The organism is Cryptosporangium aurantiacum (genome assembly GCF_900143005.1).
Classification (GTDB): domain Bacteria; phylum Actinomycetota; class Actinomycetes; order Mycobacteriales; family Cryptosporangiaceae; genus Cryptosporangium; species Cryptosporangium aurantiacum.
In genome coordinates, this window is the sequence record NZ_FRCS01000004.1 from 247,930 (window position 1) to 261,357 (window position 13,428).

A 13,428-nucleotide genomic window follows, 5' to 3' on the forward strand; every position below is an offset into this window, starting at 1 on the left:
TACGGTTTTTCACGTGACCTCAGATCTCACCGTAACGGCGTCCTCACTCGCTGACGAACTCCTCGCGTTGGTCTGTACCGCGGACCCGCTCGGTGCGTCGCTGCTGGGGCTTCCGGGGTACGACGACGGCCTCGCGGACCCCTCGGCGAACGAGGAGGCCCGGCTGGGCGTGGCGTTCGGTGAGCTCGCCGAGCGGGCGCTCGCCCTCGATCCGGACGGGCTCTCGGAGGTCGACCGGCAGACCCGTGACTTCATCGCCCACCTGGCGAGCACCGAGCGGGACGCGGCCGCGCTGCACACGGTCGAGTGGACGATCACCGACTTCTTCGCCGCCCCGGCCGCGGCGCTGGTCGACCTGCTGCCGCGGGTCCCGCTGGTCACGCCAGAGAAGGCGAGCGGATTCCTCGACCGCCTCGGCCGCTTCCCGGCCTTCCTCGCCGCGGTCGCCGACCGCCACCGCGAGGGGCTCGCCGCCGGCCGGACGCCGGTCGCCTCGCTGGTCCGGGCCGCGATCGGCCACCTCGACCGGGTGCTGGCCGACGAGAACCTGGCCGGTCTGCGGGTGCCGGGCGGGCCGGGCGTCACTGACCAGGAGGCGTTCACCGCCGAGCGCGACCGGTTGCTCGCCGAGGCGGTCGTTCCGGCGCTCACCGCGTACCGCACCGTGCTGCAGGACGAGATCCTGCCCGCCGGCCGTCCGGACGAGCAGCCGGGCGCCTACTACCTCCCGGGCGGCACGGAGATCTACGCGACGCTGGCCCGCAAGCACACCTCGACCCACCGCACGCCGGAAGAGCTGCACGCGGTCGGTCTGCAGATCATCGCGGCGCTGGAGAGCGAGTACGCGGAGATCGGCCGCCGGGTGTTCGGCACCGCTGACCAGGCGGAGATCTTCGCCCGGCTGCGCACCGACCCGGTGCTGCGCTACGCATCCGCCGAGGAGATGCTCGAGCAGGCGCGGAGTGCGGTGGCGCGGGCGTGGGCGGCGGCACCCGCCTGGTTCGGGCACCGTCCGTCGACCGAGTGCGTCGTCGAGCCGGTTCCGGCCGCTGCCGCGCCCGGCTCGCCCCCGGCGTACTACCTGCCCGGCGCGATCGACGGCTCCCGGCAGGGCACGTACTTCCTCAACACCTACGCGCCGACCGAACGGTTCCGGCACACCGCGGAGGTCGTGGCGTTCCACGAGGCCGTGCCCGGCCACCACTTCCAGATCTCGATCGCGCAGGAGATGACCGGTCTGCCGCTAGCGCGGCGGCTGCTGGCCGACACCGCGTACGCCGAGGGGTGGGGCCTGTACTGCGAACGCCTCGCGGACGAGATGGGCCTCTATTCGGACGACGTCGCGCGGCTCGGCATGCTCAGCGCCGACTCGTGGCGGGCGGCGCGGCTCGTCGTGGACACCGGGCTCCACGCGCTCGGTTGGTCGCGCGACGAGGCGCTGACCTGGATGCGGACGCACACGCCGCTGTCGGACCAGGAGACCGCGACCGAGATCGACCGCTACATCGCGTACCCGGGCCAGGCACTGTCCTACATGGTCGGCCGCCTGGAACTGCTGACGCTCCGCGCGCGGGCGTCGAAGGAGCTGGGCGAGGCGTTCGACCTCAAGGCGTTCCACGACACGGTCCTGGGCGCCGGCTCCCTCCCCCTGGCCGTCCTGGGAGACGTGGTCGACCGCTGGATCGCGGGCACAGCCCGCTAGCTCGAACGTGGAGCCCGCCGAGGACGAGGCTGGCGTCCGCGCGCAACGACGCCGCGACCTTGGCCTTGGCGTCTCAAGTCGTTGCGCGCGGCCGTCAGGCTCGCCCCTCGGCGGGCCGTGCACTACAGGGCGTGGATGGCGGCGCCTAGGAGGGCTAGCTTCTCGGTGTACTGGACGGGGTAGGTGCCCGCGGGGTCGGCCGGGCGGTCCGGGTCGATGTAGCGGTAGCCGAGGTTCGAGTGCACCGAGACGATGTACGACTCGAACGGCTTACCGGGCAACGACTTCACGATCCCGGCGTCGTTGCCGGACGTGTCGGCGAGCCCGGTCTTGTGCGCGAACGTCACCTGCGCGGCGGCGTTGCACGGCCGGACGTCCTGCCCGTAGGAGCGCGTCCCGACCGTCACCGTGCCGTCGGCCGGGTTGATCCAGCGAGCCGGTGTGGTCTGCGGGATCCCCTGCGCCGGGTACTCGCGTCCGCAGTAGTTCGTGGTCGACAGCACCTGGTTGAGCCCTTGCTCGCCGAGCTTCCCGAGCACGTACGTCCGCGACGAGGCGCTCAGCACCGACGCGGTCACCCGCGTTCCGGACGGCGTCCGCCACAGCACGCCGGGCGATCCGTTGAACAGCAGCAGCAGCTTCGCGGTGTCGATCGAGCTCATCGTCACCGCGTTCGCCCAGGTGCCCCCGGTGTTCGGGTTGGTACCGGCCAGGCGCAGCGTCGGCAGCCCGAGGTCGACGAACTGCTGGTTGAGCCCGTCGATCTTGCCCCGCTCATGCATCAGTTTGATCAGCGCACACGTCGACGGGTTCGACGAGACCGTGATCATCTCGTCGAACAGCTGCGTGATCGACGTCGCCGTACGCGCTCCCCCGCAGAGCGAGCTGGGCGTGCCGACCGGCGTGTACGTGTAGGTGTCGTCGAGGCTGAGTTCGCCGGCGTCCACCATCCGCAGGATGCCGAACGCGACCATCAGCTTCAGCACCGACGCGGGGTAGGGCGACATGAAGTCGACCGGCGCGCTCTCCCTGCCGGGGACGATGTCGATCGTGCCCTGGGCGTTGTTGTTGTCCCAGGTGGCGTCGTCCCACTGGCGCCACCGCACCTGCGTGGTCGTCAGGTTCTTGTCCAGCGGAATGATCTTGCCGTTCGGGTACTGGGGGCTGAGCAGGACGTCCGCGGCGGCGACCGGGCGTCCGGACCGGTCGAGCTTGATCACGGTCGCGTCGAGCTGCGGCGTCTGGTGGATCGGGGCCGCGGCGGCGATCGCCGGGGCCGCGGGGATCTTGGCCGCGTCCCCGGGAGCGACCTGTGTCCGGTAGAGCTGCGTGGCAGCCGCGGTGGACGGTGGCACGGTGTCGAGGACGTCCGCGAACTGCTGGGCATCGACGGCTTTTCGGAGTGCGGTGGCGAGTGCGGCGTCGGCGGCCGGGGAACGTCCGAAGACACTCTCCTCCGCCGCCGAGGCGCCACCCGCGTGGGTCACCGTAGCTCCCAGTAACGCTATGCCGAGTGCTCCGGCGGTCCATCGTCGCCAGTGCTGCCTACGCATGGTTCCTCCTCAACAGCGGATTCCACTGTGTAAGTGAGGTGAGCCCGTACGAAGGTTGCGCCGTTAATGCAACTTTAAGGGTGAAACGGAAATTCAGAGCTGGGTCCAGCAGTAGAGCCGGCGGTCGCCCCGGACGTTGCCGCAGAGGCGTCGCAGTTCGTCGGTGGTCTCGAGCAGCGCTTCCTGGTCGACGTCCCCGTCGCCGAACTCGTCGCCGACCAGGACATTCCACTGCTCGACGGCGTCCTCCCACTCCAGTTCCGGATCGCCGTCGGCTCCCTGGATCGCGGCGACGACAAAACCGTCGACCGCGGTGACCCAGGGGCCGGCGTCGCCGCCGTCGTGCACGAGTTCGCCGGACGTCTGCGCGAGCAGATCGTCGTACTCCCGGGTGCTCAGCACCTCGACCAGGCCGAGCAGAACAACGGTCGGATCGACCCCGGGCAGCTCGGCGACCTCCTCGGCCGGGAGCTGGCTGACCGGGCTCTTCCCGAGGTCGAGCGCGGCGATCCGGTCGGGAGAAGCGACGAAGTACTCGTAGTCGACGGCCACGGCGAACACTCTACGTGCGCGTCCCCGGTGGCCCTGGTGCGGTGGCCGGCGCGTGGCGTGACGCACAGTCAGCGCGACGCCTGCTGGAAGCGCCGTACCGCGAGCGGGGCGAAAACCGCCAGCAGGGCCAGTGACCAGCACAGCGACATGAGCACCGGATGGTCGAGCGGGAACGAGTGGCCGTGCGGCGGCACCGGGTTGCCGAACAGCGTCCGCACCGCGGCGACCGTGGAGGCCACCGGGTTCCACTCGGCCAGCGGCCGTAGCCAGCCGGGCAGGCCCTGCGACGGCACGAACGTGTTCGCCAGAAACGTCAGCGGGAACGCCCAGGCGAACGTCGCCTGGTCGGCGATCGTCACGGACCGGGCGACCAGCCCGGTGAACGCGCCGACCCAGAGCATCGCCAGCGCCAGCAGGAGCAGCAGCCCGTAGGCGGCCGCCGCGTGCGCGACGTCGGTCCGGATCCGCCAGCCGACCAGATATCCGAGCAGGCCCATCGTCACCAGTCCCAGCACGGCCTGCAGCATCACCGACAGCACGTGCCCGCCCAGCGCTGCCGACCGGGCCATCGGCAGGGACCGCAGCCGGTCGATGAAACCGCTGGTCCGATCGGTGGCCACCGCGACCGCCATCGCCGTGCACATCAACGCCATCGACTGGGTGAAGATCCCGGGCATCAGGAATTCCCGGTAGTTACCGCCGCCCGGCAGCACGACCGCGCTCCCGAACACGTACGCGAACAGCACCACGAACACGACCGGCATCACCAGCCCGGCGGCGGCCTCCTCCGGCACCCGGGTCATGTGCAGGAGGTGCCGCGTGACGATGACCCCGGTGTCGCTGACGGCCCGACCCAACCGCGTGCTCATCGCACCGCCGCCGGGGTCCGGGAACCGCCGGTGAGCTGCAGAACACCTCATCTAGTGTGGATTCGCGCAGTCCGACGTCGGCCAGTGCCACCCCGGTGGCGTCCAGCTCGCGAACCACCCCGAGCAGCGTCCCGACACCGGCGGCCGGCGCCGAGATCCGCAGCGTGTCCTCCTCGACGGCAGGCTCGGCGTCGGTGACGCGCCGCAGCACGTCGACCGCGACCGGGATCCCGTCCGGGTGGACGACGACCACGTCGATCCGCTCGCCGGACACCGTCGCCTTGAGCTCGGCGGGCGTGCCGTCGGCGACGACCCGCCCCTGGTCGATGACCGCGATCCGCCCGGCCAGACGGTCCGCCTCCTCCAGGTACTGGGTACTCAGCAGCACGGTGGTGCCCTCGGCGACGAGCTCCCGGATCAGGTCCCACATCACGGCGCGGTTGCGCGGGTCGAGGCCGGTCGTCGGCTCGTCCAGGAACAGGACGTCCGGCGCGACGAGCAGGCTGGCGGCCAGGTCGAGCCGCCTGCGGGTGCCACCGGAGTACGTGCGCACCAGCTTGTCCGCAACCGCGACCAGGTCGAACCGCTCGATCAGCTCGTCGGCCCGGCGCCGGGCCTCCCGCCGGGTCAGCCGCGACAGCCGGCCGACCAACCGCAGGTTCGCCGCCCCGGTGAGCAGCTCGTCAACGGCCGCGTACTGGCCGGCGAGCCCGATCCGGTGCCGGACCTCCTCGGCCTGGTCGACGACGTCGAACCCGGCCACGGTGGCGCGCCCCGCGTCGGGCCGCAGCAGCGTCGCGAGCACCCGGATCGTCGTCGACTTGCCTGCGCCGTTGGGGCCGAGCAGCGCGTACACCGTGCCCGCCGGGATCGCCAGGTCGACGCCGTCGAGCGCCTGCACGGTCCCGAATCGTTTCGTGAGCCCTTCGGCGCGTATCGCGGTCTCCATCGGACCTCCTTAACGTTGTTAAATTTAACGCTGTTAAGGATGGCTCTAACATTGTTAAGCTGTCAACCGGGTCCGGGAGGTGGAGATGGCGCTCGATCGGGAGACGCTGGTGCGCACCGCACTGCGGCTGATCGACGAGGGAGGCCTCGACTCGCTCACGCTGCGCAAGCTCGCCGCCGAGCTGGGCGTGCAGGCACCGGCCTTGTACTGGCACTTCAAGAACAAACGCGAACTTCTGGACGCCGTCGCGACGCACCTCGTCGCGGAACAGCGGTCGACCTCCGGCACCGCGCCGGACGACGGTCAGCCGTGGTGGGAGTGGATCGAACAGCGGTTGCTCGACGGGCGGCGCACCCTGCTGTCGCACCGGGACAGCGCGCTGATCGCCGCCGGCAACCGCCCGACGCCGGATGCGCTCCCGGCCTCCGATGCCACCCTGTCCTCACTGGCCGCCGGCGGGGTTCCCCCCGGCGAGGCGCTGCTGTTCACGCTGGCCGCAGGCAACTATCTGCTCGGCGGTGTGCTGGAACGGCAGTCCGCAGAGGCACGCGAGCCCACCGACACCGAGACCGAGACGTTCCGGCTGATGCAGGACGCGGAGCGTTACCCCACGCTCGCCGCCGCGGTCGCCGAGCTCCTCGCGAACGGCGGCCGCGGCCCGGACAGCGCCGATTCCCCCGAAGGTGCTGGTGGGCTCGACGACGCGGTGTTCCGGTTCGGGCTCGGGCTCATGATCGACGGCCTGCGCGCCCGCCTCACGCGTGCGGACCAGGATTCCGGCCCGTGACCGGCGGGTAGCGCGGAATCCGCAGATCACACGAGACTCCGGTCAACTTGTGTGACTGGGTCGATAGGCTGACGACTCGTCTTACGGGGAGTTAGTCATGCAGCCTGGCCAGCACTACGGCCCTTCCGCCGTCCCGGCGCCGGTGTCCAGCGATCCGTACGCGTCTCCGGGTTACGTCGATCCGACGTCCGCGGCGCCCCACAGCTCCTACCCGGCACCGGGCTTCCACGCCGCCGCGCCGCAGAGCGGCTTACCGCAGTCCGCTCCGCCGGGTTACCCACCGGCCGGCTACCCGGGCGGATACCCACCTGCCGCCCCGTATCCCCCTTACCCGGCCGCAGCGCCGTATCCGGCGTACGGCCCCGCGCCCTACGGGGCAGCCGGGCCGTTCCCCGGCCAGCCGGTGCCGCCGCACTTGATCGGTGCGCCGCCGCCGCCCGGCCTGCGGATCGTCCGCCGGTCGAAGGCGTCGTTCTCGATCATCTTCCCGCTGCTCGGCCTGTTCATCGCGGGTCTGGTCTGCCCCACGCTCCCGTGGATCGACTCGGGTACGGAGAGCTTCTCGCTCTGGGAACTGATGGACAACCTCTGGGAAGCCGGGTCTGCCGCCGGTGACGACTGGGGCGTGCAGTACGTCAAGTGGGCCTGGCCGTTCGTCCTCGTGTGGGCCGCGTTCGTCGCGTTCGCCGGGACGCTGGACAACGCCGGGTTCCGCATCACCTACGGCGTCATCTACACGCTGTGCTCGGTGGGGCTGCTCGGCATGATGCTGCTCGGTGTCCTGGCGCTGATGGCCGCGAGCTCCACGGTCAGCACGAGCTCCGGTTCGACGTCGTCCAGCGGCACGGACGGCGGCAAGCTGGCGATCGTGATCATCGGTGCGCTGATCATCTTCGCCGTGCTGATCCTGAGCGTGTTCCTCGTGTTCAAGCTGCGCGGCCTCGCCTACCGGATCCTCGCCGGGCTCGGCCTGTTCGCGTTCGCGCTGCTGCACCTGGCCACGGTGGCGACGCTGTTCGATGACTCACCGGTCGACGCCGAGCCCGGGGCGTACCTAGCGTCGTTCGGCTACGTCCTGTGCGCCGTCGGCTGCTTCATCGGTCCGAAGTACATCCCCCACTACGCCCGATAACGCGCGGCGGCGGAAGAGCAGGAGGAAGGCGCCGCCGGCGACGAGACCCCAGAACGCGGCGCCGATGCCCGCGAGCGTCACGCCCGACGCCGTCACCACGAACGTCACGACCGCGGCCTCGCGTCCGCCGGGCAGGGCGTCGGCGGAGGTGAGCGCCGCGGTCAACGCCGACCCGAGCGCCGCCAGCAACGCCAACCCGGCCACCGCCTCGATCAGCACCGGCGGTGCCAGCACGACGAGCGCGGTCGCCAGCCCGGCTCCGAGCCCGAGCACGGCCATCCCCGCGCCGGCCGCGACCGACGCGATCCACCGCCGCTCCGGGTCCGGATGCGCGTCCGGCCCGGCGGCGAGCGCGGCGCTGATCGCCGCGAGGTTGATCGCGTGGCCGCCGAACGGCGCCGCGAGCGCACTGCCCAATCCGGTCGTGACGAGCGCGGGACGCAGCGGCGGCCGGTACCCGTAGCTGGCCATCACCGCCATGCCCGGCACGTTCTGAGCCGCCATCGTCACCAGGAACAGCGGCAGCGCGATGCTCACCACCGCACTCACCCCGAACGTCGGCGCGGTGAGGTCGACGACCGGCCGCAGCGTCGCGTCCAACCCGTCGTCCCACTGCGTCACGCCGACGCCGATCGCGGCCACCACCAGCGCCGCGGGCACCGCCCACGCGCGGGCGAACCGGGTGAGCACCGCCCACACGAGGATCACCGGCAGCGCCAGCAGCGGGGTCTCGACCACCGCACGCACCGGCGAGAGGCACAGATCGAGCAGCACCCCGGCGAGCATCGCGCTGGCCACCGGCGCCGGTATCGCGGCGATCCACCGCGCCAGCGGCGCGAACATCCCGGCGACCACGATCAGCGCGGCGGAGATCAGGAACGCCCCGACCGCGGCAGCGAACCCGCCGGGCACGGCGCCGGTCGAGACGAGCAGCGCGGCGCCCGGCGTCGACCAGGCGATCGTGATCGGCATCCGGTACCGCAACCCGAGCCAGAGCGCGGCAGCCGCGGTCGCCAGGCAGACCGCGAGCAGACCGGACGCGGCCTCACCCGGGTCGGCACCGACCGCCCGCAACCCGGCGACCACCACCGCGAACGAGCTGGCGAAGCCGACCAGCGCCGTCACGACACCGGCCAGCACCGGCTGGAGCACTCCGCGCATCCCGCCTCCTCCGCCACGGCAGGCGTTCCATAAACGGAACGCTCGCTCGATGCGGAACGATAGCCGGATGGCCGAGCAACCTCCAAGCGCGTTCTCCGATGATCCGGCCGTCGTCGGACGGCGGATCCGGGCGCTACGCGAGGAACGTGGCATCTCGCTGTCCGCGCTGGCGCGGCGCGCGGGCATCGGCAAGGCGACGCTCTCCGGCCTGGAGACCGGCGTCCGCAACCCGACGTTGGAGACGCTGTACGCGGTCACCGGGCAGCTGGGCGTCCCGCTCGCGGCCCTGCTCGGCCCGCAGGCCGCGGGCCAACCACAGACCGACGCGCCGGTCGTCGTGCACGGCGCGGCGGTCGAAGCGACGCTGCTCGAGGTCTTCGACGATCCGGACGCGACGTACGAGCTCTACCGGATCCGCGTCCGGGCCGGCGCCACCCAGGTCTCCCCGGCACACCCGGCCGGCGTCACCGAGCACCTGACCGTTTTCCGCGGCGAGGTGACGGCGGGCCCGGTCGACGCATCGCTCCGGGCGAGCGCGGGCGGCTACCTGCGGTGGGCCGCGGACACACCGCACACCTACGCGGCCGGCGCGGACGACGTCGAGGCCGCGTTGCTCATCCGGACACCGCGGCGCTGAGCCGTCAGAGCGAGGCCCAGGCGATCCGGAACGTACGGGTGTTGTCGCTGGTCCGGCCGGTCACCTGGAGGCTGCGCCGGGTTCCGGCGCCGGTCAGCCGCAACGCCGAACCGGACGCCATCGGATAACTCAGCGGCGCGGAGAGCAGCGCGCCGCACTGGTCGTCCAGGCCCCGGGTCGCGAACAGCAGGTTGTCCAGCTCGCCCGCCTGCTGCACCGGTGCCGACGCGGGACGCCGCAGCCGGCCGACAAAACCGCCGGCACCGTCGCCGGACAGGGTCCAGTAGCCCACCGAGCCGCGCGGGCCGGTCGACGCCACGCTGGACGCCAGCCGGAACGAGCCCTCGGCCGCCGGGTTGTCGGTCTCCAGCGTGATCCGGACCGCGTTGTCGTCGCCCGGAAGCGGCGCCTCGATGCGCAGCGTCGCCGGCATCCGGAACGTCTTGGTGACCGCGCGGCAGCCCAGCTCCTGTCCGGTCACCGTGATGCTGGCCGGCCCCGCCCAGCGCCCGGTCGGAACCGGGACCGGGCGGCGCGGCCGGGTCGGGCTGGGGGACGCGGTGGGCTGGACGGACTCCGGTGGCGGGCCGGGCGCGATCGCGCCCTGCTCGGCCCGCTCACCGCCGGGTTCGGACGCGGTGGGCCAGACCGTCGGACCCTGCCGCACCGGCCCGCGGTTGACGAGCAGCGGGCCCTCGTTACGAGTCTGACCGATCTGCCAGCCGGTGAACACCAGCGCACCCGCGAGCACCACCGAGACCAGAAGGATCGCTCCCCCGGTACTCTTCCCGACCCCCAGTCGCCATTCCCCCAGCACGTCACCAATGGTACATAACGGTCACGGTGGTGAAAGCCGACCGTCAGAGCTTGGCGACGCCGACCCGGATCGCCGCGCGCTCGCCCACCTCGGCCTCGTGCACCGCGTCGACGTCGCCGAGCGGGCCGTAAACGAGCTCCTCGGCCAGTACCTCGGCCGCGACGAAGTCCTGGTGCTCCTTCACCGCCTCGACGACCTCGTCCGGAGCCTCCAGCCGGAGCGTGATCCGGTCGGAGACGTCGAGCCCGGCGTCCTTGCGGGCCTGCTGGACCGCGCGGACGACGTCCCGGGCGACGCCCTCGGCCTGCAGCGACGGCGTCAGGTCGGTGTCGAGCACGACGACGCCGACGTTGCCGGGCAGCGCCGCCGACCGGTCCGGTTCGGCCGGCACCAGTTTGAGGTCGTACTCGCCCTCGTTCAGCTCGACGCCGCCGGCGACGACGGTTCCGCTCGCGGACGACCAGTCACCGGCCTTCACCGCCTTGATCACCCGCTGCACGTCCTTGCCCAGCCGCGGGCCGAGTACGCGCGGCACCACGGTCAGCACGGTCGAACACGCCATGTCGACGTCCGGCTGGAGCCGCACCTCCTTGACGTTCACCTCGTCGGCGAGCAGCTCGCGGAACGGCTCCAGCGCCACGGCGTCCGGAACAGCGACGGTCAGCGACGCCAACGGGAGCCGGACCCGGAGCTTCTTCGCCTTGCGCAGCGAGAGCGCGGACGACGCCACGTCGCGCACCCGGTCCATGGCGGCCACCAGCTCGGCGTCCCCAGGCAGCTCGTCGGCCGAAGGCCAGTCGGTGAGGTGCACCGACCGGCCGCCGGTCAGCCCCTGCCAGACCTCCTCGGCCAGCATCGGCAGCAGCGGCGCCGCCACCCGGGACACGGTCTCCAGCACCGTGTAGAGCGTGTCGAACGCGTCCGCGTCGCCGGCCCAGAACCGGTCCCGCGACCGGCGGATGTACCAGTTCGTCAGCGTGTCCAGGAAGCTCCGGACGTCCGCGCAGGCGCCGGAGATGTCGTAGACATCCATCGCCTCGGTCGTCTCGTCGACCAGGTCACGCAGCTTCGCCAGCACGTACCGGTCGAGCACGTGCTCCGAGTCCGTGCGCCGGGACGCCGTGTAGCCCGAAGCGTTCGCGTACAACGTGAAGAAGTAGTACGCGTTCCACAGCGGGTTGAGCACCTGGCGGACGCTGTCCCGGATGCCGCTCTCGGTGACGACGAGGTCCCCACCGCGCAGGATCGGCGACGACATGAGGAACCAGCGCATCGCGTCGGCACCGTAGACGTCGAACATCTCGTAGACGTCCGGGTAGTTCCGGCGCGACTTGCTCATCTTCGTGCCGTCGTTGCCCAGCACGATGCCGTGCGAGACGCACGTCGTGAACGCCGGGCGGTCGAACAGCGCGGTGGCCAGCACGTGCAGCGTGTAGAACCAGCCGCGGGTCTGCCCGATGTACTCGACGATGAAGTCACCCGGGTAGTGGTTCTCGAACCACTCGGTGTTCTCGAACGGGTAGTGCACCTGGGCGAACGGCATCGAGCCCGACTCGAACCAGCAGTCGAGCACCTCCGGGACGCGCCGCATCGTGGAGCGTCCGGTCGGGTCGTCAGGGTTCGGGCGGGTCAGCTCGTCGACGTACGGCCGGTGCAGGTCGGTCGGGCGCACACCGAAGTCACGCTCGATCTCGTCCAGCGAGCCATAGACGTCGACCCGCGGGTAGTTCGGGTCGTCGGACTTCCAGACCGGGATCGGCGCACCCCAGAAGCGGTTCCGGCTGATCGACCAGTCCCGGGCGTTCCCGATCCACTTGCCGAACGAGCCCTCCTTGACGTGGCCGGGCACCCAGGTGATCTGCTGGTTCAGCTCGACCATCCGGTCACGGAACTTCGTGACCTGGACGAACCAGCTCGACACGGCCTTGTAGACCAGCGGCGTGTCGCAGCGCCAGCAGTGCGGGTACGGGTGCTCGTAGGAGTCCTGCCGGACGACGAGACCCCGGTCACGCAAATCGCGCGAGATCGGCTTGTTCGACTCGAACACCTGCAGGCCCTGGTAGGCGGGCACCAGCGCGGTGAAGCGCGTGTGCTCGTCGACCGTGACGATCGTCGGGATGCCGTTGGCGTTGCAGAGGTTCTGGTCGTCCTCGCCGAACGCCGGCGCCATGTGCACGACGCCGGTGCCGTCCTCGGTCGTGACGAAGTCACCCGCGAGGACCTGCCAGGCGTTGGCGACGTCGTCGCGGCCGGTGAGGAAGTCGAAGAGCGGGGTGTACTTCCGTCCGACCAGATCGGCGCCCTTGACGGTGCCGACCTGCTCGTAGCCCTCCAGCTCCTTCTCGTACGCGCCGACCCTGGCCGCGCCCAGGATGACCTTCTCGCCCGCCTTCTCGAGAACCGCGTAATCGATGTCCGGCCCCACCGCGACCGCCAGGTTGCTCGGCAGCGTCCACGGCGTCGTCGTCCAGACCCAGAGCTTCTCCCCGGTCTCCAGCGCGAACGCGACGGTCACCGCCGGGTCCTGCCGGGCCCGATAGACGTCGTCCATCCGGGTCTCGGTGTTCGACAGCGGCGTCTCGCAGCGCCAGCAGTACGGCAGCACCTTGAAGCCCTCGTAGACCAGCCCCTTGTCGAACAGGGTCTTGAAGGCCCAGAGGACGCTCTCGGTGTAGTCGAGGTCGAGCGTCTTGTAGTCGTTCTCGAAGTCGACCCAGCGCGCCTGGCGAGTGACGTACCGCTCCCAGTCCTTGGTGTAGCGGAGGACGGAGGTGCGACAGGCCTCGTTGAACTTCGCGATGCCCAGGTCGAGCACCTCGGCCTTGGTGGAGATGCCCAGCTGACGCTCGGCCTCGACCTCGGCGGGCAGCCCGTGGGTGTCCCAGCCGAACCGCCGCTCGACGTGCTTGCCCCGCATCGTGTGGTAGCGCGGAACCAGGTCCTTCACGTACCCGGTGAGCAGGTGGCCGTAGTGCGGCAGTCCGTTGGCGAACGGCGGGCCGTCGTAGAAGACGTACTCGTTGCTGCCGTTCTCACCGGCCGGGCGGGTGTCGATGCTGGCCTGGAAAGTGGCGTCGCTGCTCCAGTGGTCGAGCACTCGCTGCTCGATCTCGGGGAACGACGCGGCAGCCGGAACCGGCTTCTTCGGGTCGTTCTGCGGATACGCCATGGTCGGCTCGTTCCCTTCGCACACGGTCTCTGTCGTCACACGTGTGCGAGGACGAGCGCGAACGCCCGCGGTACCACCTCGCTTGATCCCTCAGCCGAGA

General features: G+C 71.0%; 11 protein-coding genes. 4 read left to right on the forward strand and 7 right to left on the reverse strand.

Going from position 1 to position 13,428, the window contains the following annotated elements; translation table 11 throughout:
• The first annotated feature begins 13 nt into the window (after positions 1–13).
• Positions 14–1,702 (forward strand): DUF885 domain-containing protein, encoded by a 1,689-nt coding sequence (locus tag BUB75_RS15535; protein ID WP_073257738.1) that lies wholly within the window; start codon positions 14–16, stop codon positions 1,700–1,702.
• Between the two features lie 122 nt (positions 1,703–1,824).
• Here the strand turns inward: BUB75_RS15535 and BUB75_RS15540 are convergent, their stop codons facing one another.
• From BUB75_RS15540 to BUB75_RS15555, 4 genes are all read right to left on the reverse strand, one after another.
• Positions 1,825–3,189 (reverse strand): serine hydrolase, encoded by a 1,365-nt coding sequence (locus BUB75_RS15540; RefSeq protein WP_218617537.1) that lies wholly within the window; start codon positions 3,187–3,189, stop codon positions 1,825–1,827.
• A gap of 159 nt (positions 3,190–3,348) precedes the next feature.
• The gene (locus tag BUB75_RS15545; RefSeq protein ID WP_143175228.1) at positions 3,349–3,807 is read right to left on the reverse strand and encodes a hypothetical protein; all 459 of its coding nucleotides are present in this window, start codon (positions 3,805–3,807) and stop codon (positions 3,349–3,351) included.
• 68 nt (positions 3,808–3,875) lie between these two features.
• Positions 3,876–4,610 carry an ABC transporter permease gene (locus BUB75_RS15550; RefSeq protein WP_084741215.1) on the reverse strand — a complete coding sequence of 245 codons (735 nt, stop codon included), beginning with the start codon at positions 4,608–4,610 and terminating at the stop codon, positions 3,876–3,878.
• Complete coding sequence (locus BUB75_RS15555) at positions 4,501–5,625, reverse strand: ATP-binding cassette domain-containing protein (RefSeq protein WP_073257746.1); 1,125 nt, start codon at positions 5,623–5,625, stop codon at positions 4,501–4,503. The genes BUB75_RS15550 and BUB75_RS15555 overlap by 110 nt, the downstream gene beginning before the upstream one ends.
• Before the next feature lie 85 nt (positions 5,626–5,710).
• Between BUB75_RS15555 and BUB75_RS15560 the strand changes: the two genes are divergently transcribed.
• Positions 5,711–6,412 carry a TetR family transcriptional regulator gene (locus BUB75_RS15560; protein ID WP_073257748.1) on the forward strand — a complete coding sequence of 234 codons (702 nt, stop codon included), beginning with the start codon at positions 5,711–5,713 and terminating at the stop codon, positions 6,410–6,412.
• A 97-nt stretch (positions 6,413–6,509) separates the two neighbouring features.
• Positions 6,510–7,544 carry a hypothetical protein gene (locus BUB75_RS15565; RefSeq protein WP_073257749.1) on the forward strand — a complete coding sequence of 345 codons (1,035 nt, stop codon included), beginning with the start codon at positions 6,510–6,512 and terminating at the stop codon, positions 7,542–7,544.
• Here the strand turns inward: BUB75_RS15565 and BUB75_RS15570 are convergent.
• A complete protein-coding gene (locus tag BUB75_RS15570; protein WP_073257751.1) occupies positions 7,467–8,705 on the reverse strand; it encodes a benzoate/H(+) symporter BenE family transporter in 1,239 nt (412 codons plus the stop codon). The two genes, BUB75_RS15565 and BUB75_RS15570, sit on opposite strands and share 78 nt — an antisense overlap.
• Before the next feature lie 67 nt (positions 8,706–8,772).
• On the opposite strand from BUB75_RS15570, the gene BUB75_RS15575 reads away from it, so the two are divergent.
• On the forward strand, positions 8,773–9,342 hold the full coding sequence (locus tag BUB75_RS15575) for a helix-turn-helix domain-containing protein (RefSeq protein ID WP_073257753.1): 570 nt from the start codon (positions 8,773–8,775) through the stop codon (positions 9,340–9,342).
• Between the two features lie 4 nt (positions 9,343–9,346).
• Here BUB75_RS15575 and BUB75_RS15580 read toward each other — a convergent pair whose 3' ends face one another.
• On the reverse strand, positions 9,347–10,159 hold the full coding sequence (locus BUB75_RS15580) for a hypothetical protein (protein WP_143175230.1): 813 nt from the start codon (positions 10,157–10,159) through the stop codon (positions 9,347–9,349).
• A 43-nt stretch (positions 10,160–10,202) separates the two neighbouring features.
• A complete protein-coding gene (gene ileS, locus BUB75_RS15585; RefSeq protein ID WP_073257757.1) occupies positions 10,203–13,328 on the reverse strand; it encodes an isoleucine--tRNA ligase in 3,126 nt (1,041 codons plus the stop codon).
• Between the last annotated feature and the right edge of the window lie 100 nt (positions 13,329–13,428).

Coding starts and splice junctions, on each gene's coding strand:
- BUB75_RS15565 (WP_073257749.1), top strand. CDS start 6,510: ATGCAGCCTGGCCAGCACTACGGCCCTTCCGCCGTCCCGGCGCCGGTG.
- BUB75_RS15550 (WP_084741215.1), bottom strand. CDS start 4,610: ATGACCCGGGTGCCGGAGGAGGCCGCCGCCGGGCTGGTGATGCCGGTC.
- BUB75_RS15555 (WP_073257746.1), bottom strand. CDS start 5,625: ATGGAGACCGCGATACGCGCCGAAGGGCTCACGAAACGATTCGGGACC.
- ileS (WP_073257757.1), bottom strand. CDS start 13,328: ATGGCGTATCCGCAGAACGACCCGAAGAAGCCGGTTCCGGCTGCCGCG.
- BUB75_RS15570 (WP_073257751.1), bottom strand. CDS start 8,705: ATGCGCGGAGTGCTCCAGCCGGTGCTGGCCGGTGTCGTGACGGCGCTG.
- BUB75_RS15560 (WP_073257748.1), top strand. CDS start 5,711: ATGGCGCTCGATCGGGAGACGCTGGTGCGCACCGCACTGCGGCTGATC.
- BUB75_RS15575 (WP_073257753.1), top strand. CDS start 8,773: ATGGCCGAGCAACCTCCAAGCGCGTTCTCCGATGATCCGGCCGTCGTC.